The following is an 18,063-nucleotide window of genomic DNA, read 5'->3' as shown; positions in this document are numbered from 1 at the left end:
GAAGTTCGCAATTGAATGGCGCGCTGCCTCGATTGACAATGATGACTGTTTAACTCAAGTATTGCGCCCTGTTCTCAACCAGCAGGGGGCCCCATGCCGTCCGGAATTCTCGCATCCGCCGTTCTTTCCATCTCGTTTCTGACAAGCGGCATCGCGTTCGCCGGTGAGGCGATCGACCATGCCATGGGCACGACGGAGGTGCCGGATGCGCCGCTGAAGGTAATCACGCTGACCAATGAGACGACCGAGGCCGCGCTCGCGCTCGGCGTGACCCCGGTCGGCGCGCCGCAATCCTGGTATGGCGACCCGTGGTATCCACATCTTGGCGACAGGCTCAACGGAACCGAAGTGCTAGGAACCGAACTTTCCGTCAATGTCGAGCTGGTGGCGGCGCTTGAGCCCGACCTGATCATCGGCAGCCGCAAGCGCGACGAGGAGATCTACGGTCAGCTTTCGGCGATCGCGCCGACCGTGTTCATCGAAGGGCTCGGCGCGTGGAAGGACAATTTCGCGTTTGTCGCCGATGTGCTGAACCGCGAGGCCGAGGGCGAGGCGGCACTGGCAAGCTATGAGGGCCGGGTCGAGGCGCTGAAGGACGGGCTTGGCGACAAGGCCGGCGAGAGCATATCGGTGGTGCGCTTCGTGCCGGGCCAGACCTATCTCTACCTGAACGGCAGCTTCCTCGGCCATGTGCTGGCTGATGCCGGCTTCACCCGGCCGCCGCAGCAGGATGCCGACGGGCTCGCGCTCGCGGTCGGCCGCGAAAGCATTCCCGACATGGATGGCGACCGGATTTTCTGGCTGACCTATGATACCGGCGACGGCAAGGGCAGGGCGATGTCGGAGGAATTCCTGTCCGATCCGCTGTGGTCGCGGCTTTCGGCGGTCGGGGATGGTCGCGTCCACGAGGTCGATGACGGCGTGTGGGCGACCGCCGGCGGCTGGTTCGCCGCCCAGAAAATGCTGGATGATCTCGCCGATGTCTACGAGGTCGAACTGCCGCCGGCCGAGGTGCTCCCCGAGTAAGCCGAACCCGGCTGGCGGGACAGCGGCACGATCACCGGCAGGTCGGTTTCCGGCAACGGCAGTATCCGGCAATCGATATCGAACACGGCGCTGATCCGTTCCTCGGTCAGAACGTCGCGGGTCGCGCCTTCGGCGGCGATCCGGCCGTTGTCGAACAGCACGACATGATCGGCATAGCGCAGCGCGTGGTTGAGGTCGTGCAGCACGATCACGAAGCTGCGCTTCTCCCGGCGGTTGAGCATCACCAGCAGATCCAGGATTTCAAGCGCGTGGGCGATGTCGAGATGGTTGGTCGGCTCGTCGAGGAAGATCCGCGGCGCGTCCTGCGCCAGCGTCATCGCGATCCAGGCGCGCTGCACCTGCCCGCCCGAAAGCTGGCCGATACTGCGGGTCGAAAGCGCATCCATGCCGGTGGTCCGAAGCGCGCTCTCGACGGCGCGCCGGTCTTCCGCGGACGGACCGGAAAACCGGCTGCGGCGGGAATAGCGGCCGAGCATGGCGAGATCGGACACGCTCATGTCCTCCGGCGCGTCCGGCGACTGGCTGAGCATCGCGATTTCCCGGGCAAGCGCGCGCGGCGTCCATTCATCGAGCGCCTTGCCCGCCACTTCGGCCGTGCCGCCGCTTGGCGCGTGGAGCGCGCGCAGCACCTTGAGCGCTGTCGACTTGCCGCTGCCGTTCGGCCCGCAAAAGGCGATGATCCGTTCCTCCGGCAACGTCAGGTCGACCGCATGGAGCGCCGGAAATCCATCATAACTTGCGGAAAGCGCGGACATGGCGGCGAGCGGCTTAGACATTGTTGCGCTGGCTCCTGAGAATGAGGATGAGGAAAAGCGGCGCGCCGATCAGCGCGGTGACCGCGCCTGCCGGCAGTTCGAGCGGGCTTGCGATCGTGCGGGCCAGCGTATCGGCAGCAAGCACCAGCACGCCGCCGAGCAGGGCGGTGGCCAACAGATAGCCGGCGGTGAACTGGCCGTAGCAGAGCCGTGCGGCATGGGGCGCGATCAGCCCGACGAAGCCGATCGCACCGACCTGCGAGATCGCCAGCGCCGTCAGCAGAACCGAAAGGATCATCAGCGCGATCCGGTTGCGATCAACCGAAAATCCGGTTGTGGCGGCCGTCTGGGTATCGAGCACGATCTGGCGCATCGGCAGGCGCAGGAAGACAAGGACGGGGATCGCGGCCGCTAGGCCGAGCGTGACGACGCCGACATCCATCCAGTGGGCGGCGCTGACCGAGCCGGTGATCCATTGCAGCGCCTGGCTGGCGCGATAGACCGGGCCGATGATCATCATCAGCGTGACTGCGGCCTTGGCCAGCGCCGAAAGGGCGATGCCATAAAGGATCACCCGAACGGGATCGCGGCGGCGTTGGTCGGCGAGCGTCAGCAACCCGACAAGGACGGCAAAGGCCAGCGCGCCGATGACGGCCGCCAGCGGTTGCCAGTGGATCGATACCATCAGCACATTGGCGTTGTCGGAAAACAGCCACAGGAAGGTGACGACGCCGAAGGCCGCGCCATCGGTGATGCCGAGGATCGAGGGGGCGGCCATCGGGTTTCTAAGCGCGCGCTGCAGGATCGCGCCGGCAAGGCCGAGCGCCATGCCGGCCGCGACCGCCAGCGCCACCCTTGGCAGCCGCAGCGTCCAGATGATCACGGTGTCCATCCGGCTGCCATGGCCGAAAAGGGCGGCGATGACCCGCTCCGGCCCGATGAAGCTCGATCCGAGGCCGGTGGCGATGACCAGGCAGAGCGCCAGAAGCGCCCCGAGAATAATCAGGCGAAGGGCGGGGGAGGTCATACGCCGACCTCCCGCAATCTTCTGGCGCGCAGCAGCACGATCAGGAACGGCACGCCGACAAAGGCAAGCACGGCGCCGATCGGCGCTTCGCCGGGGGCGACGATCAGGCGCGCCAGAATATCGGCCAGCACCGCGATGATCGCGCCCGTCAGCATGGCGAGTACGGCCATGCCGATAAAGGCCGGACGGTCTGGCGCAAGCCGGCGCGCGATATGCGGCGCGATCAGCCCGAGAAAGGCGACCGGGCCGGACATGGCGACCGCGCCGGCAGAGAGCAGGGCGGCAAGCGCGAGCGCTGCAATGCGCGTGCGGGCGACATCGACGCCGATGCCTTTGGCGCTCTGGTCGTCAAGCCGCAGCGCATCGATGGAGGGACCGAGAAAGACGCATCCGGAAAGCGCGATCGCGAGCGCCGCAACGCCGACCGACAGCAGCGCCAGCGGGCGATCGGCAAAGCCGCCGGAGAGCCAGAACAGCAGCGTTTCAAGCGCGGTCTCGTCCAGAAGCAGGGCAAGCTGGGTGAGCGAGGCAAGCATGGCGGCAACCGTGACGCCGATCAGCAATATGCCCGTTGGCCCCGCCTGCGGCCCGAGCGCGGAGGACAGGCCGAAGACGAGCGCGGTGGCGGCAAGCGCGCCGCAGACCGCAAGCAAGCCGATGGCGCCGACCGAGACCACGCCGAAGATCACCAGACCGAAGGCCACCGCGAAGGCAGCCCCGGCATTGACGCCGAGAAGCCCGGGTTCGGCGAGCGCGTTGCGGGTGGTCGCCTGCATCAGCAGGCCGGAGACGGCGAGGGCGGCGCCGGTCGCCATCGCGTTCAGGGTGCGCGGCAGACGCAGGGTGCGAATGATGATGTCCGCCGTGTCGCCGCCGCCCGAAAACGCCGACCACACATTTGCGGGACCATAGAACCGTACGCCGAGATGCAGGCTTGCAATCACGGCGATCAGCAATGTCAGGCTCAACAGCAGCAGCGGTTTTCGCACGGGGGTTCCCTTTCGCAGCGACGATTGACATTGCTGATTGAATTGGTCAACTTTAAATCCGAAACATGAGCGCAATATTCAACTTGAGAGTTCCCGTGGTCCGATTGATCCGACTGGCAGTAGTGGCTGCCCTTGCCGCCTTGCTTGCAACCCCGCTAGCCGCCCGCGACGTGACCGGTGCGATGGGCGCCGTCACGGTTCCCGATCATCCCGCGCGCGTCGTGGTGCTCACCAATGAGGGCACCGAGGCGCTGCTCGCGCTCGGCGTCCAGCCGGTCGGCGCGGTCAATTCCTGGCAGGGCGATCCGTGGTGGGATCACATCGAGGACAAGATGGGCGATGCCGAGCCGGTCGGGACCGAAAGCGCTGTCAATCTGGAACTGGTCGCGGCGCTTGAGCCGGATCTGATCATCGGCAACCGTCAGCGTCAGGAGGAAATCTATCCCCAGCTTTCCGCGATCGCGCCGACGGTAATGTCGGGCGAACTGCGCGGCGACTGGAAGGTCAATTTCAAGCTCTATGCCGAAGCGCTCGGCCTTTCCGACAAGGGTGACGAGGTCATCGCCGCCTATGATGCCAAGGTCGCCGCCCTTCGCCAAAAGCTCGGCGACGCGACCGATGAGGAAGTCTCGGTCATCCGCTTTCTGCCGGGCCAGATCCGCATCTACCAGCTCGACAGTTTCTCGGGCGTCCTGCTGAAGGATATCGGGTTCCACCGCCCGGAGAACCAGAATGTCGAGGAATTCGCGATCCGCACCGGCAAGGAAAGCATTCCGGACATGGATGGCGACCGGATATTCTATTTCACCTGGGAGGTCGGCAATGGCGAGGGCGCGGCGCTTGAACAGGAGGTTCTGGCGGACCCGCTCTGGCAATCGCTCTCCGCCGTCAAGGCTGGTAAGGTCCATGGCGTTTCCGACGCGATCTGGAACACCGCGGGCGGCGTTCTGGCGGCCGACCTGATGCTCGACGATACCGCCCGGATTTACGGCGTTCAGTAACGATAGCCGGCTTTGAACCTGTTCTTCTTGCCGTGCGGGTGGGCAACCCGCGCGGCATTTGCCGTTTGAGAGACCCGATTGACCTTCGACATTCGAAGCGTTAAACGGGCGGTCTATGGCGTCCGGCCGGGTTCGACCCCCGTCAGACCGGATCGACACGAACACGAACGAACCAGGACTTCTATGACGAGAGCTACCTCCTCGGCGCCCTCCCAGCGCATGCTTCGCGTTGGCGAACAGGTGCGCGCCGCCATTACCAAGGTGTTGCAGCGCGGCGATCTTCTCGACCCGCTGATCGAAACCACCGTGATTTCCATTTCCGAAGTGCGGATGTCGCCGGACCTCAAGGTCGCGACCGCCTATGTCACGCCGCTTGGCCAGACCGACCATGATGCGGTGGTGAAGGCGCTCAATCATCACGCGAAATTCCTGCGCGGCCGGATCACGCGCGAGATCCGGCAGATGAAGAACATTCCGGAACTCAGGTTCCGCGACGACACCAGCTTCGAGAACTTCCGCAAGATCGACGAGCTTCTGCATTCGCCCGAAGTGGCGCGCGATCTCGATCGCGACGACAGCGAAGAATAAGACCATGGCGCGACAGAGAAAACCCAAGGGCCGTCCGATCTCCGGCTGGCTGATCCTCGACAAGCCGATCGATTTCGGTTCCACCGAGGCCGTGTCCAAGATCAAGTGGCTCTACAAGGCCCAGAAGGCGGGACACGCCGGCACGCTCGATCCGCTCGCCTCCGGCATGCTGCCGATCGCGCTCGGCGATGCCACCAAGACCGTGCCTTACGTGATGGACGGCCGCAAGATCTATGAATTCACCGTCAGCTGGGGCGAGGAACGCACCACGGACGACCTCGAAGGCGAAGTCAGCAAAAGCTCTGACAAGCGGCCGCAGCGCGCCGATATCGAGGCATTGCTTGCCGGATATACCGGAGTCATCGAACAGGTTCCGCCGCAGTTCTCCGCCATCAAGATCGACGGCAACCGCGCCTATGACCTGGCGCGCGAGGGCGAGATCGTCGATATCCCGACCCGCGAGGTCGAAATCCACCGCCTGACGCTGCTCGGCTGCCCGGACGAAAATTCCGCGGAATTCGAGGTCGAGTGCGGCAAGGGAACCTATGTGCGCGCGCTTGCCCGCGACATGGGCCGCGATCTCGGCTGCTACGGTCATATCTCGTCGCTGCGCCGCCCCTTCGTGGCGCCGTTTTCCGAAGACATGCTGGTGCCGCTGTCCGATCTCGTCGCGCTCGAGGAGATCGAGGATGATGCCGAGCGGTTTGCAGCCCTTGAGGAATATCTCATCGATACGTCCGAAGCGCTCACCAGCCTGCCGCATGTGCCGGTCACGGAAGACCAGGCCCGCCGCCTGAAGCTCGGCAACCCGATCATCCTGCGCGGCGCCCACGCCCCCGTGGAAGAACCGGACGCCTACGCCTCGGTCGCCGGAAAGCTGGTGGCGATCGGCGAGATTGCCGAGGGCCAGTTCCGGCCAAGGCGGGTATTCGGGTAGGTTTTCGCCGGTGGGGTGGATCCGCGATCTGAAGAAAAGCGGAACCACTCCCGAATTCCTGTTGCGTGGCCTTTCGGTTGTGGTGGCAAAAGCGTAGAGATTCTGATAACGCTGGCTTACCACAATGGGAGGTTGCATGCTGGATATGCTCATGCGGTGCATCGTACCGATCGCCGCCGCCTTTTTCACCGTTATTGCGATTGCCACCGGCTGGTTCTGGATCCTGCTGATCACGATCCCTGTGCTGGCCATTGCTTTCTATGACTGGTTCCAGTCGTCGTGGACGATTACCCGCAACTATCCGGTTGCGGGGCGGCTGCGCTGGTTGGCGCTGTCGCTTCGCCCTTTCATCCGCGCCTATGCGGTCGAGGACGACACCCATGGCACCCCCTATTCCTATGCCGCCCGACAGTTGATCAGGACGCGGGCGCACGGTCTTTCCGACACGGTGCCCTTCGGCACGGAACTTGAAGTCTACGAGGATCCGCATCACTGGATCTCCCACAGCATGGCGCCGAACACCGATCCGGATCGCTCGCCGCGGGTGACGGTCGGCAACGAGCAGTCGTCGAAACCCTACGAGGCCTCGATCCTCAATATCTCGGCGATGAGTTTTGGCGCGCTCTCGGCCAATGCCGTGCGGGCGATGAATATCGGTGCGAAGACCGGCGGGTTCTACCAGGATACCGGCGAGGGCGGGTTGAGCCGCTATCATCTCGAACATGGCGGCGATCTGGTCTGGGAAATCGGTTCCGGCTATTTCGGCGCGCGCGACAAGGATGGCCATTTCGACCCGGAAAAATTCCGCGACAAGGCTGCCAATGACGCGGTCAAGATGACCGAGATCAAGGTGAGCCAGGGCGCCAAGCCCGGCCATGGCGGCATGCTGCTCGGTTCCAAGGTGACGCCGGAGATCGCCGATGTTCGCGGCGTCCCGGCTTATGAGAACTGTCTGTCGCCGCGTGGTCACTCGGCGTTTTCGACGCCGGTGGAGATGCTGGAATTCGCTGCCCGGATGCGCGATCTTTCGGGCGGCAAGCCCGTCGGCATCAAGTTCTGCGTTGGCCAGCCGCATGAACCCTTCGCGCTGGTCAAGGCCATGCTTTCGACCGGCATCTATCCCGATTTCATCGTGATCGACGGCGCCGAGGGCGGCACGGGGGCTGCCCCGCTGGAGCTTGCCGACTGGGTCGGCATGCCGCTTTGGGACGGGCTGATCATAATGCGCAACGCGCTGGTGGGCGCGGGCGTGAAGAAACATGTCCGCCTTGCCGCCAGCGGCAAGGTGTTTTCCGGCATGGGGCTTGCGCACAATCTCGCGCTCGGCGCCGACTGGTGCAATGCGGCGCGTGCCTTCATGATGTCCGTCGGCTGCATCCAGGCGCAACGCTGTCACACCGGCACCTGTCCCACCGGGGTCACCACCCAGGATAAATGGCGCCAGCGCGCGCTGGTGCCGGAAGAGCAGGGCGCCAACGCGGCCCGGTTCCAGAAGAAGACCGTCGAGGCGCTGTCGGAGATCGTCGCCGCCTGCGGCTATGCCCATCCGCAGGACCTGCAGCCGCATCACATCATGCACCGCGTCGGCTCGCATGATGCCGTGCCGCTCGACAAGCTGCACACGTTCCTGCCGGAAGGCGTGCTGCTGGAGGACCCTGGCTCGACGCTCTATGCCGACTGGTGGCGGGCGGCGAGCCCGGACAGTTTCCGCCCCACGGCCGATCTGGTGCGGATGAGAGCCAGCAACGGCTGAAGCAGTTCCGGCGCAGTCCATAAGACTGGCATTCCAGGGTTCTGGGTTGCAATTTGGACGCAACGTCGACGAATGTAAGCGACGGGCTCGAAACCGATTGACTCGGTTTCGCGCCCGTCGGAATAATTGAAGCTGAAAATTGCATATTCATTGTAGTAAGCCAGCAGGGGTGGTCGGCTGCAGTCGTTTAAGCGCATTGAGCTAAGGGGGATTTTCTATGGCAATGCGACGCGAAATAGGGCTGCTCGGACTGACTTTCGTCGCGGTCGGCGGTGTTTTGGGCTCTGGTTGGCTGTTTGCTCCGCTTGAGACGGCGCAGCTTGCGGGCCCTGCCTCCATCATTGCCTGGCTGATCGGTGCGGTGGCGATGCTGCTGATCGCACTCACCTATGCCGAAAATTCCACGCTGTTTCCGATCGCGGGCGGCATCGCCCGTATCCCGCAATTTTCCCACGGACGGCTGCTGGCGCTTGCCATGGGTTGGAGCGCGTGGGTCGGCTATTGCACGACCGCGCCGATCGAGGTGAAGGCCTCGCTCGGCTACGCCTCCTCCTATCTGCCGTGGCTGACCAACAGTGCCGGCGGATTGACCATTTCCGGCTATCTCGCCGCGGCCGCGTTTCTTGCGGTGCTGACCGTCGTCAACGTCTTCGGCGTGGCCTGGTTTGCCCGCATCAATACCACGATGACATGGTTCAAGCTGTTTGTGCCGGTGGTGTTCATCGTCGTCATCGTCGCGGCCCGGTTCGAGCCCTCGAACTTCACGTCCGCCGGCGGTTTCGCGCCGTTCGGCGTTCCCGGCATTTTCGCTGCCGTTTCCACCGGCGGCGTGGTCTTTGCCTTCATCGGCTTCCGCCATGCGATCGACCTTGCGGGCGAGGTGCGCGACACCCAGAGGGTTATCCCGCTGGCGCTGATCCTGTCGGTGCTGATCTGCCTTGCGGTCTATGTCGGCCTGCAGATCGCCTTCGTCGGCGCCATCGACCCGGCCTCGCTTTCGGGCGGCTGGCAGACCATCGAATCGACCCATGAGCTCGGTCCGCTCGGTGCGCTCGCGACCTCTGTCGGCGTCTTGTGGCTTCTCAGCATGCTGAATGTCGCGGCCGTGGTTTCGCCCGCCGGCAGCGGCCTCGTCTCGGTCAGTTCGAATGCGCGCCTGGCGCTGGCGATGTCGAACAACGGCGTGTTTCCGCGCCTGTTTGCCAAGCTCAACGAATATGGCGTTCCGCTCTGGGCGCTGATCCTGAACTATTTTGTGGCGCTGTTCATGCTGATCGTGCTGCCGTTTCAGCAGATCCTCGCGCTGAACAGCGCGGCGGTCGTATTGTCGTTCATCGCCGGTCCGGTTTCCATGGTCGCCTTCCGCTATCTGGCGCCCAATGCGCACCGCCCCTTCGTGGTGCCGGCCGCCGGTTTCATCGGCGCCCTTGCCTTCGTGATCGCGAGCCTGATGATCTACTGGTCCGGCTGGAGCACGATCTGGCTTTTGCTGGCGTTGCTTGCCGTCGGCGCGGTGCTGTTCCTGCTGCGCTTCGCCGTGATCGGCCGGGAGGATCTGGAGCCGATGAGCGCGGTGTGGTTCGGCGTCTATATGGCCGGCCTTACCGTCATCTCCTATCTCGGCGGTTATGGCGGCGGTCTCGGCGTTATCCCGCACCCGCTCGATTCGGTGCTGGTCGGCCTGTTCGCGGTCGTGATCTTCCTGATGGCAATCCGCGGCCGCGTTTCACAGGACGTCTTCGACCGCTTCCGCCGCGAGCAGCACGAGATCGAACGCCAGGAATATGACGGCGACGACCTTGAGGACGCGATGACGCGGGAGTAGTCCCCTCTGTCTGGCTCCAGAGCGTCGGACGAAAAAGTGGTTACCGGTTTTTCGTTAGCCCGACGCGTCAAAATAAAGAATCTGGAGCATCGGGCGATGCACCAGGCCCGATCCGCCCTTGCTCATCGACGGGTGGTTCGGGTTGTTGACAAACCGTGCGTATTCGCGGCATCGCCTCCCTCTCCGCCGTCATCCCGGCCTTGAGCCGGGATCCAGGGCCACTTGCGATGAGCAGAGCAGAGAGACCTTGCGCGTAAAATCCCTTTTTTGAGATGCACCACAAGCGGCCCTAGATGCCGGGTCGAGCCCGGCATGACGGACGAGTTTGGGGAGCACTTTGTCATAAGCCTGAACCGTCCTTCCACATCGACGGATGGTTCGTTATGTCTCCTTCTCCGGTCAAGCGCCCGTCGCTTTAGGCCCAGCGGTTGTTCGCGAAAACGAAAAGCCTTCTCGTAAAATCAATGCCGGCTTCGTATCTCATAGGGCGAATCCAGGGAGAAGGCGGGGATGTCGATCTTGAGGAGCCGGTCGTCGGCGGTCTTGATGATGTAGTGGCCGACCATGATGCCGGAGGGCGTATCCAGAGGGGCCGCGGACTGGTAGCTGTAGCGCGCTCCGGCCTCGATCATCGGCTGCTTGCCGGCGACGCCGGAACCCGACACGGTCTCGACAATCCCCTCTGCATTGGTGATCGTCCAGTGGCGGGACAGAATCTGGATGCGCTCGTCGCGGTGATTGACGATCTCGATCTCGTAGGCCCAGACGAAGTGCCTGTCTTCCGGCATCGAGTGGCCGTCAAGGAAGCTTGGCCCGACGCTGACCTCGATATCGTTGGTGATTGCCCTGTAGGCCACTGATACTCCCCGGCTAAAGCCTTGAGCGGCTGCGGTCACGCAACCGCCCATCAGGGCAATGTGGCTCAAGCTGGCAATTTCGCAAGGGCCTGGGCGAAATCCTCGATCAGATCGTCGGTATCCTCGATGCCGGCCGAGAACCGGATCGTGCCGCCGGTAATGCCGAGTTCCAGGCGTGCTTCTTCCGCCAGGTTCTTGTGCGTCGTGGTTGCCGGATGGGTGATCAGGCTCTTGGCATCGCCGAGATTGTTGGAGATCGAGACGATATCCAGCCGGTCCTGCAACGCGAAGGCCGCATCCTTGCCGCCCTTCAGTTCGAAGGCGACCAGCGAGGAGCCGGCGGCCATCTGCTTCTTCACGATATCGGCCTGGGGATGGTCGGCGCGGCCCGGATAGATGACGCGCGCCACCTGTTTCTGGTCGGCCAGAAAATCGGCGATCCGGCCCGCGGTCTCGGTCTGCTGGCGCACCCTGAGCGGGAAGGTCTCCAGCCCCTTCAAAAGCAGCCAGGCATTGAACGGCGAAAGCGCGGGGCCGGTGTGGCGGAAATAATCCTGAAGCTCTTCCTCGATCCATTCCTTCGACGACAGCACTACGCCGCCAAGGACCCGGCCCTGGCCGTCGATATGCTTGGTCGCGGAATAGACGACGATGTCGGCGCCAAGCTCCAGCGGCTTCTGGTAAAGTGCTGTGGCAAACACGTTGTCGACCACGGTGCGGGCGCCGGCCTGTTTGGCAAGGGCTGCAACGCCGGCGATATCGACCACTTCCAGCGTCGGGTTGGTGGGGCTTTCAAGGAAGAACAGTTTGGTATTGGGGCGGATCGCGGCTTCCCAGTTGGCAAGGTCGCGGCCATCCACCAGCGTGCATTCGATGCCGTATTTCGGCGCCAGCGTTTCGACCACCCAGCGACACGAGCCGAACAGCGCGCGGGCGGCGACGATATGGTCGCCGGCCTTCAACTGGCACAGGATCGCGGCGGAAACGGCGGCCATGCCGGAGGCGGTGGCGCGGGCATCTTCCGCGCCTTCCAGCGCGCACATGCGCTGCTCGAACATCGCATTGGTCGGGCTGCCGTAACGGGCATAGATGAAGCCTTCTTCCTCGCCCTTGAAGCGGGCCTCGGCGGCGGCGGAATTTTCGTAGAGAAAGCCCTGCGTGAGGAAGATGCCCTCCGACATTTCGCCATACTGCGAACGGAGGCTGCCACCGTGAACGAGCTTGGTCTGAGGACGCCAGGACTTTTTCATCAAATCTCTCCAAACAAAAAAACCGGTCGCGCGGGACCGGTTCACCCGGTCTTTTAGCTAGTTGTTTAACGTGGCTGCAAGCCGACCGGCCAAATCACCACGGGTATAAAGGCGGCATAATCCCTATAACCGCTTGCGTCAATTCTGAAACCTTGGTTTTGTCGCGCGACAGGAGCAAAACATGTCACAAAAGCCCGGAATTCTGGCCGATCGTGCGATCGCCAGCCTGTTTGAGAGCGGCAATCTGATTGCAGCCGTGCCGCGCGATCACGACCAGATCCAGCCGGCGAGCCTCGACTTGAGGCTCGGACCCAAGGCCTATCGGGTGCGGGCGAGCTTCCTGCCGGGCCCCGGTCACAAGGTCGAAGACAAGCTTTCCCGCCTCAGCCTGCACGAGATCGACCTTTCCGAGGGCGCGGTGCTGGAGACCGGTTGCGTCTATATCGTGGAACTGATGGAGGCGCTGAAACTGACGGACGGGCTGTCGGCCTCGACCAATCCGAAAAGCTCGACCGGCCGGCTCGATATCTTCACCCGGGTGATTTCCGATTACGCGCAGGAATTCGACATCGTTCCGGCGGGTTACGAGGGGCCGCTCTATCTCGAAATCTCGCCGCGCACATTCCCGGTGATCGTCAGGCAGGGGTCGCGGTTGTCGCAGATCCGCTTCCGCACAGGCCAGTCGGTGCTGACCGAGGAGGCGCTTCTGGCGCTTCACGAGCGCGAGACACTGGTGGCGAGCGAGATGCCGAATGTCTCCGGCGGCGGGATCGCGCTGTCGATCGATCTGGCGGGCGAGGGGCTGGTCGGTTATCGCGGCAAGCACCACACCGGCGTGATCGATGTCGACCGCAAGGCCGGCTACGACATTCTGGATTTCTGGGAACCGATCCAGGGCCGCGGCAAGGGCGAACTGATCCTCGATCCGGACGAATTCTACATTCTGGTCTCGCGCGAGGCCGTGCACGTGCCGCCGCTGTGTGCTGCCGAAATGACTCCGTTCGATCCGCTGGTGGGCGAGTTCCGGGTGCATTATGCCGGCTTTTTCGATCCCGGATTCGGCCATGCAGGCGCCGGCGGCAGGGGCGCGCGCGCCGTGCTGGAGGTGCGCAGCCACGAGGTGCCGTTCATCCTCGAACACGGCCAGATTGTCGGCCGGCTGATCTACGAGCACATGCTGGAAATGCCCGAAACCCTTTATGGCGCGGGTCTCGGCTCAAACTATCAGGCGCAGGGCCTGAAGCTCTCCAAGCATTTCAGGGCCGGCTGAGATCAGTAAAGGCGCGGGATGACGCCGGTCAGGATCAGGCGCTGCAGGAAGAACACGATCAGAAGCACGATCACCGGCGAAATGTCGATGCCGCCGAGATTGGGCAGGAAATTGCGGATCGGCCGGTAGACCGGCTCGGTCACCGCATAGAGCATGCGTCCGATCGAGTTGATGAACGGGCTGTGGGCATTGATGATGTTGAACGCAAAGAGCCAGGAGAAGATAGCGCTGGCGATGATCACCCACTTATAGATTTCAAGGGCGTAGTAAATCGTCTCGAACAGCGCGATCATGAAGGACTCCCGTTTTTTCCTTGCAAACATTTAGACATTCAATTCTAAACGGGCAAGGGGCGGAGGGTTTTGTCCGGTATTTATTGCCGGGGCCAGGACTTACCTCGCGCAATGTATCTCCCCGGAAAGCTTGTCGCAGATGAACGTTTCCCAGTCCGGCGCCCGTTTCGACGCCTTCCGCCACAAAGGCTATTCCCTTTATTTCTTCTCGCGTTTTCTGGGCACGTTCGCGGTCCAGATCGTATCCGTCGCTGTCGGCTGGCAGATGTATGACGAGACCGGAAATGCCTTCTATCTCGGTCTCATCGGCCTGTTCCAGTTCCTGCCCGCGCTGCTTTTGACGCTGGTGACCGGCACGGTTGCCGACCGCTACAACCGCCGCGTGATCGCGGCGATCTGTTTTGCGGTGGCGACCGCCTGCGCCGCCTGCCTTCTGGCGATCACCATGCTCGGCCTGTTTTCGCCCTGGCCGGTCTTCGGGCTGCTCGCGGTCTTCGGTACGGAGCGCGCCTTTTCCGGCCCGGCGCTGCAATCGCTTGCGCCAAACCTGGTGCCGGAAAGGGATCTGGCCAATGCGATCGCCTGGAACTCATCGTCCTGGCAGATCGCCTCGATCGTCGGCCCGGTCGCCGGCGGCCTGCTTTACGGCGTCGGCGCTGTCCTTGCCTATTCAACGGCGCTCGGCCTGTTTGCGGCGGCAACATTGCTGATGCTGACCGTGCCGAAGCCGAGCCAGAGCCGTCCGACAAGCGCGGTCACGATCAGGACCATCCTCGCCGGTTTCCGCTTCATCACTTCGGAAAAAGTGGTTCTCGGCGCGATCTCGCTCGATCTGTTCGTGGTGCTGCTCGGCGGCGCGGTGGCGCTGATGCCGGTCTTTGCCCGCGACATTCTGGCGCTCGGACCGTGGGGGCTTGGCCTGTTGCGCGCGGCGCCCGGCGTCGGCGGCGTTATTGTCGCGCTGCTTCTGGCAACCGTGCCGATCCGTCATCATGCCGGCTATTTCATGTTCGCCGGCGTGGCGATGTTCGGCCTTTCCACCGTCGTCTTCGGCCTGTCGCAAAGCGCCTGGATTTCGATTGCGGCACTCGCGGTCATGGGCGGGGCGGACATGATCTCGGTCTATGTGCGCGAGACCCTGATCGCGCTGTGGACGCCGGATGAGCTGCGCGGTCGCGTCAATGCGGTCAACATGGTGTTCGTCGGCGCTTCCAACGAGTTGGGCGAGTTCCGCGCCGGCACGATGGCGCATGTCATCGGCGCCGTGCCGGCGGTCGTCTTCGGCGGCGTCGGTTCGCTTGCGGTCGCGGTGATCTGGGCGATGGGCTTTACCAGGCTGAGAAAGATCGACAGTCTGGAGATGCCCGAACATCTGGCCGGAAACCCGGATCAGCCCTGAACCGATTTCGCCGGTACGCGCTCGAAAACGATGTCGAGAAATTCGCTGAGCCAGACCTTGAGCGCCCGGTCATGCAGCATCCGGCCCTCAAGGTGAAGGTGACCGGCCTGAGCCTTAGGCAGCGAGAAACGGCTGGCGCCGTGCACCACCCATCGCTGCATCATCATCCGGGTCAGTTCGGCATGAAACTGCACGCCATAGGCCTTTTCGCCATAGCGGAAAGCCTGGTTCGGGTAGAGGTCGCCGCCCGCGAGCAACTCGGCGCCATGCGGCAGCTCAAACCCTTCGCGGTGAAACTGATAGACCATGGCCGGCCAGTTCATCATCAGCCGGCCGTGATTGGTCGCGTGCAACGGATACCAGCCGATCTCGACCGAGCCGTCGCTGTTGCTCTCGACCCTGCCGCCGAGATGGCGGGCCAGCATCTGCGCGCCGAGGCAAATTCCGAGATAGGGGCGGTTTTCCTTCAGCGGAACTGAAAGCCAGTCGATTTCGCGCCGGACATAGTCCTCATTGTCATTGGCGCTCATCGGGCCGCCGAAGACCACGGCCCCGGAATGAGCCTCAAGCGTATCGGGCAGCCTGTCGCCCAGCGCCGGGCGGCGGATATCGAGGCGGAAGCCCTTTTCTGTAAGCATCTGGCCGACACGGCCGGGGGTCGAGCGTTCCTGATGAAGGATGACCAGGATCGGTCGGCGTGGTTCAATCATCAACGGGAATGTCTCCATGGTCGTCGATTGCCGCGCGTTTGAGCGCGGCCTGGCGTTCCAGCACCCGCTCGCGGCCCGAAACGCCGATCAGTTCGGCAATCCGCCAGACGACATTGTCCTCCATCTCGCTGCGGCTGCCGTCGGCATAGGCGATGTCCCACAACAGCCCGATGAGACGCACGCGCTGGTCCTCGTCGAGATGGCGTTTGACATCGGAGGTGAAGCGATAGAAGTCGACCGCCTCGCTGCCGGCCTCCTCGCCGGCGGAAATCAGCTCTTCCAGTCCGGCGCCGTGCAGGTCGTACTGGCTCTCTATCAGTTCCCTGAGCCTGCTGCGCTCGCTCTCGCTGACGACGCCGTCAGCCTCCATCACCTGATAACAGAGCGCGACCACGGCCACGCGGGCGTCGTCCGGACGCGCCTCGCCGTGCGGTCCGTCATTGCCGATGTCCTGTAGAAACCTGCTGATTTTTTCAAACATACTGAGAGATTCGCCTTGTTCTATATGCCATCATGACCTGCCCTTGCGCGTTCGCCAATAGATCAGATAGCAGGGGTCGATCAAATTACGTTTACGACACAAAGGCTGACCGGATCAGAAGAACCGGCGCTTTTTCGCGGTCGGCGGGGTGTCGTCGTCCTCGTTTTCGCCGATGCCCGGATCGTCGGGAGTGCGCCCGCCAAAGGGAGATAACGGGGCTTCGCGCTCGTTGTCGTCCTCCTCCGCGCCGCCCTCGGCGGGCCGCGGCGGGATATCTTCCGAAAGCGCTTCCACGACGAGGGGCTTTTCTTCGGGCGGGATCGCGGCTTCATCCGATTTGATGGCGGAAGCGCCGGCGTTCGGGGTCACGGGCCGGACTGATTCTGTTGTCGGGGCCTCCGTCATGCTTTTATCGTCGGAAGATGCCTCGGCCTCGGATGTTTGCGGCGCTTCCGGTTCCGGCGTGGCCTGCTTCTCGAATATCGGGGCGTCCGCCGGCGTTTCCGGCTCTGAACGAAGGCCGCCGACCGGGGGCAGGCTTTTCAGCGCCTCGTCGAGGCGGGACGCCGTGCCTTCCTCGATCGGCCCGGCGATTTCGCCGTAAGGCACCTTCCAGGCAAAGGCGTCGAGCTGGCCGGTCGTTGGCGAGAACGGCCGCCAGTATTCGGAAACAAGACCGTCGGCAACCCAGGTCGGATCGCGTTCGGAACGCAGCGCCTGCGCCATCCAGTGGCGCACACGGGCCTGATCGCCGGTTTCGGCCTCCTCGATATCGGCCAGCAGCAGGAAGGCGCTTTCGCGCGGCTGCATGCGCGCGGCCGCCTCCGCCTTGGTGCGGGCCTTCTCGAATTCGCGGGCATCGAGCGCTGCGCGGGCGGCGACCATCAGCGAGACCCAGTTGTTGGGCTTCAGCGCCTCCAGTTTCTCGGCCCGCTTCAGCCGGTCGACGGCGCTGTCGCCGCCGCGGGCGCGCACGTAAAGCGCACCGGTCTGGGGATGGGGTTCCTTCTTCCACACCATTTCCAGAACGCCCGCCGATTTCCGGAGATTGCCCTGCGCCAGATAGGCCTTGGCGGCGATGATGGCCGCGGGGTGGAAATCGTCGCGCAGCTTCAGCGCCTGCAACGCGTCGGCGGCGGCGGCTTTCGGGTCGGCGTCGAGCCTGCTTTCGGCGCGCGCGGTCAGCACCACCGATTTCAGCCGCGCCGAACCGTCCTTGTCGGTCACCTTGGCGGAGCGCTGCTGGTCCAGAAGGCGGATCGCATCGTCCCAGCGGCCCTGGCGGGCGCGGACCTCGAGCGTCGCCTTGGCGGCCCAGGCGAGATAGGGCGCCTTGTCGGCGGCCTGCTCGGCAAAATGCTGGGCGGCCTCCTCGGCGCCGACGCGCTTGGCCTCGAGGTAAAGGCCGCGCAGCCCGAGTTCGGCGGTTTCGGGATCCTCCGACATCGCCTCGAACAGGCGTCGCGCCTTGTCGTAATTGCCCTCGGTCAGCGCCACCTGCGCATCGAGTACGTGAATCAGCGGTTCCTGATCGGCGCTGAGCAGGGCATGGGCGCGCGTGCTCATCTTGCGGGCCATCACCAGATTGCCGGACCCGACGGCGATCAGCCCGGTCGAGATCGCCTGATAGCCGCGATCGCGCTTGCGGGCGCGGAAATAGCGGGTCACGCTTTTCGGCGAGGTCCAGATCGCGCTCACAAGCCACCAGACGATCATCACCACGAAGATGAGGGCGATCAGCAGGGCGAGCGCGGTGGTCAGCGGGGTCTCGAAAATCTGGCCCTGCCACACAAGCGTCAGTTCGCCGGGGCGGTCGGCGAACCAGGAAAAGCCCAGCGCGAAGGCAAGAACGATGATCGCGAAGACCAGCAGCTTGATCAT

Annotated in this window: 17 protein-coding genes and 1 riboswitch; of the genes, 8 read left to right on the top strand and 9 right to left on the bottom strand. The window is 63.6% G+C overall.

From position 1 onward, the window contains the following. The first annotated feature begins 93 nt into the window (after positions 1 to 93). Positions 94 to 1,026 carry an ABC transporter substrate-binding protein gene (locus tag HQ843_RS23960; RefSeq protein ID WP_180900848.1) on the top strand — a complete coding sequence of 311 codons (933 nt, stop codon included), beginning with the start codon at positions 94 to 96 and terminating at the stop codon, positions 1,024 to 1,026. Here the strand turns inward: HQ843_RS23960 and HQ843_RS23955 are convergent. Genes HQ843_RS23955 through HQ843_RS23945 form a run of 3 tightly spaced genes read right to left on the bottom strand, consistent with a single transcriptional unit; the run spans position 984 to position 3,818 of the window. Next, a complete protein-coding gene (locus HQ843_RS23955; protein WP_180900849.1) occupies positions 984 to 1,823 on the bottom strand; it encodes an ABC transporter ATP-binding protein in 840 nt (279 codons plus the stop codon). The two genes, HQ843_RS23960 and HQ843_RS23955, sit on opposite strands and share 43 nt — an antisense overlap. Beyond that, positions 1,816 to 2,829 carry a FecCD family ABC transporter permease gene (locus tag HQ843_RS23950; RefSeq protein ID WP_180900850.1) on the bottom strand — a complete coding sequence of 338 codons (1,014 nt, stop codon included), beginning with the start codon at positions 2,827 to 2,829 and terminating at the stop codon, positions 1,816 to 1,818. The genes HQ843_RS23955 and HQ843_RS23950 overlap by 8 nt, the downstream gene beginning before the upstream one ends. Further along, positions 2,826 to 3,818, bottom strand: coding sequence for a FecCD family ABC transporter permease (locus HQ843_RS23945; protein WP_180900851.1), 993 nt, complete (start codon positions 3,816 to 3,818; stop codon positions 2,826 to 2,828). Before HQ843_RS23945 ends, HQ843_RS23950 begins: the two co-directional genes overlap by 4 nt. A 95-nt stretch (positions 3,819 to 3,913) precedes the next feature. Between HQ843_RS23945 and HQ843_RS23940 the strand changes: the two genes are divergently transcribed. From HQ843_RS23940 to HQ843_RS23920, 5 genes are all read left to right on the top strand, one after another. Next, positions 3,914 to 4,819, top strand: coding sequence for an ABC transporter substrate-binding protein (locus tag HQ843_RS23940; protein ID WP_246710210.1), 906 nt, complete (start codon positions 3,914 to 3,916; stop codon positions 4,817 to 4,819). A gap of 183 nt (positions 4,820 to 5,002) precedes the next feature. After that, on the top strand, positions 5,003 to 5,407 hold the full coding sequence (gene rbfA / locus HQ843_RS23935; RefSeq protein ID WP_180900852.1) for a 30S ribosome-binding factor RbfA: 405 nt from the start codon (positions 5,003 to 5,005) through the stop codon (positions 5,405 to 5,407). A gap of 4 nt (positions 5,408 to 5,411) precedes the next feature. Continuing rightward, positions 5,412 to 6,344 (top strand): tRNA pseudouridine(55) synthase TruB, encoded by a 933-nt coding sequence (gene truB / locus HQ843_RS23930; RefSeq protein WP_180900853.1) that lies wholly within the window; start codon positions 5,412 to 5,414, stop codon positions 6,342 to 6,344. A 136-nt stretch (positions 6,345 to 6,480) separates the two neighbouring features. After that, the gene (locus tag HQ843_RS23925; protein WP_180900854.1) at positions 6,481 to 8,097 is read left to right on the top strand and encodes an FMN-binding glutamate synthase family protein; all 1,617 of its coding nucleotides are present in this window, start codon (positions 6,481 to 6,483) and stop codon (positions 8,095 to 8,097) included. 217 nt (positions 8,098 to 8,314) lie between these two features. After that, complete coding sequence (locus tag HQ843_RS23920) at positions 8,315 to 9,922, top strand: APC family permease (RefSeq protein ID WP_180900855.1); 1,608 nt, start codon at positions 8,315 to 8,317, stop codon at positions 9,920 to 9,922. Positions 9,923 to 10,383: 461 nt separating this feature from the next. Here HQ843_RS23920 and apaG read toward each other — a convergent pair whose 3' ends face one another. Both apaG and HQ843_RS23910 read right to left on the bottom strand, forming a co-directional pair. Beyond that, positions 10,384 to 10,779: a Co2+/Mg2+ efflux protein ApaG gene (gene apaG, locus HQ843_RS23915; RefSeq protein ID WP_210275296.1), complete on the bottom strand. Its 396-nt coding sequence runs from the start codon at positions 10,777 to 10,779 to the stop codon at positions 10,384 to 10,386. A gap of 65 nt (positions 10,780 to 10,844) precedes the next feature. Continuing rightward, positions 10,845 to 12,029, bottom strand: coding sequence for an O-succinylhomoserine sulfhydrylase (locus HQ843_RS23910; RefSeq protein WP_180900856.1), 1,185 nt, complete (start codon positions 12,027 to 12,029; stop codon positions 10,845 to 10,847). 33 nt (positions 12,030 to 12,062) lie between these two features. Then, positions 12,063 to 12,140: riboswitch (SAM riboswitch) on the bottom strand. A 70-nt stretch (positions 12,141 to 12,210) separates the two neighbouring features. Between HQ843_RS23910 and HQ843_RS23905 the strand changes: the two genes are divergently transcribed. Then, complete coding sequence (locus tag HQ843_RS23905) at positions 12,211 to 13,299, top strand: 2'-deoxycytidine 5'-triphosphate deaminase (RefSeq protein WP_180900857.1); 1,089 nt, start codon at positions 12,211 to 12,213, stop codon at positions 13,297 to 13,299. A 2-nt stretch (positions 13,300 to 13,301) separates the two neighbouring features. Here the strand turns inward: HQ843_RS23905 and HQ843_RS23900 are convergent, their stop codons facing one another. Beyond that, the gene (locus HQ843_RS23900; protein WP_180900858.1) at positions 13,302 to 13,592 is read right to left on the bottom strand and encodes a YggT family protein; all 291 of its coding nucleotides are present in this window, start codon (positions 13,590 to 13,592) and stop codon (positions 13,302 to 13,304) included. Between the two features lie 139 nt (positions 13,593 to 13,731). Between HQ843_RS23900 and HQ843_RS23895 the strand changes: the two genes are divergently transcribed. After that, positions 13,732 to 14,991 carry an MFS transporter gene (locus tag HQ843_RS23895; RefSeq protein ID WP_180900859.1) on the top strand — a complete coding sequence of 420 codons (1,260 nt, stop codon included), beginning with the start codon at positions 13,732 to 13,734 and terminating at the stop codon, positions 14,989 to 14,991. Here the strand turns inward: HQ843_RS23895 and HQ843_RS23890 are convergent. The 3 genes from HQ843_RS23890 to HQ843_RS23880 all read right to left on the bottom strand — a co-directional run bounded on the left by HQ843_RS23890 (position 14,982) and on the right by HQ843_RS23880 (position 18,063). After that, complete coding sequence (locus HQ843_RS23890; RefSeq protein WP_246710209.1) at positions 14,982 to 15,701, bottom strand: glutamine amidotransferase; 720 nt, start codon at positions 15,699 to 15,701, stop codon at positions 14,982 to 14,984. The two genes, HQ843_RS23895 and HQ843_RS23890, sit on opposite strands and share 10 nt — an antisense overlap. Further along, positions 15,694 to 16,182, bottom strand: coding sequence for a tellurite resistance TerB family protein (locus tag HQ843_RS23885; protein WP_180900861.1), 489 nt, complete (start codon positions 16,180 to 16,182; stop codon positions 15,694 to 15,696). Before HQ843_RS23885 ends, HQ843_RS23890 begins: the two co-directional genes overlap by 8 nt. Before the next feature lie 114 nt (positions 16,183 to 16,296). Then, positions 16,297 to 18,063, bottom strand: coding sequence for a heme biosynthesis protein HemY (locus HQ843_RS23880; protein ID WP_180900862.1), 1,767 nt, complete (start codon positions 18,061 to 18,063; stop codon positions 16,297 to 16,299).

This window comes from Martelella sp. NC20 (assembly GCF_013459645.1).
GTDB lineage: Bacteria > Pseudomonadota > Alphaproteobacteria > Rhizobiales > Rhizobiaceae > Martelella.
Note: the sequence above shows the minus strand (reverse complement) of the source record. Positions and strands in the feature narration are given on the sequence as shown.

What these genes read in the sequence shown, in the direction of transcription:
- HQ843_RS23960 (WP_180900848.1), top strand. Translation starts at nt 94, where the DNA reads ATGCCGTCCGGAATTCTCGCATCCGCCGTTCTTTCCATCTCGTTTCTG.
- HQ843_RS23955 (WP_180900849.1), bottom strand. Translation starts at nt 1,823, where the DNA reads ATGTCTAAGCCGCTCGCCGCCATGTCCGCGCTTTCCGCAAGTTATGAT.
- HQ843_RS23950 (WP_180900850.1), bottom strand. Translation starts at nt 2,829, where the DNA reads ATGACCTCCCCCGCCCTTCGCCTGATTATTCTCGGGGCGCTTCTGGCG.
- rbfA (WP_180900852.1), top strand. Translation starts at nt 5,003, where the DNA reads ATGACGAGAGCTACCTCCTCGGCGCCCTCCCAGCGCATGCTTCGCGTT.
- truB (WP_180900853.1), top strand. Translation starts at nt 5,412, where the DNA reads ATGGCGCGACAGAGAAAACCCAAGGGCCGTCCGATCTCCGGCTGGCTG.
- HQ843_RS23925 (WP_180900854.1), top strand. Translation starts at nt 6,481, where the DNA reads ATGCTGGATATGCTCATGCGGTGCATCGTACCGATCGCCGCCGCCTTT.
- HQ843_RS23920 (WP_180900855.1), top strand. Translation starts at nt 8,315, where the DNA reads ATGGCAATGCGACGCGAAATAGGGCTGCTCGGACTGACTTTCGTCGCG.
- HQ843_RS23910 (WP_180900856.1), bottom strand. Translation starts at nt 12,029, where the DNA reads ATGAAAAAGTCCTGGCGTCCTCAGACCAAGCTCGTTCACGGTGGCAGC.
- HQ843_RS23905 (WP_180900857.1), top strand. Translation starts at nt 12,211, where the DNA reads ATGTCACAAAAGCCCGGAATTCTGGCCGATCGTGCGATCGCCAGCCTG.
- HQ843_RS23900 (WP_180900858.1), bottom strand. Translation starts at nt 13,592, where the DNA reads ATGATCGCGCTGTTCGAGACGATTTACTACGCCCTTGAAATCTATAAG.
- HQ843_RS23895 (WP_180900859.1), top strand. Translation starts at nt 13,732, where the DNA reads ATGAACGTTTCCCAGTCCGGCGCCCGTTTCGACGCCTTCCGCCACAAA.
- HQ843_RS23890 (WP_246710209.1), bottom strand. Translation starts at nt 15,701, where the DNA reads ATGATTGAACCACGCCGACCGATCCTGGTCATCCTTCATCAGGAACGC.
- HQ843_RS23885 (WP_180900861.1), bottom strand. Translation starts at nt 16,182, where the DNA reads ATGTTTGAAAAAATCAGCAGGTTTCTACAGGACATCGGCAATGACGGA.
- HQ843_RS23880 (WP_180900862.1), bottom strand. Translation starts at nt 18,063, where the DNA reads ATGATCAAGCTGCTGGTCTTCGCGATCATCGTTCTTGCCTTCGCGCTG.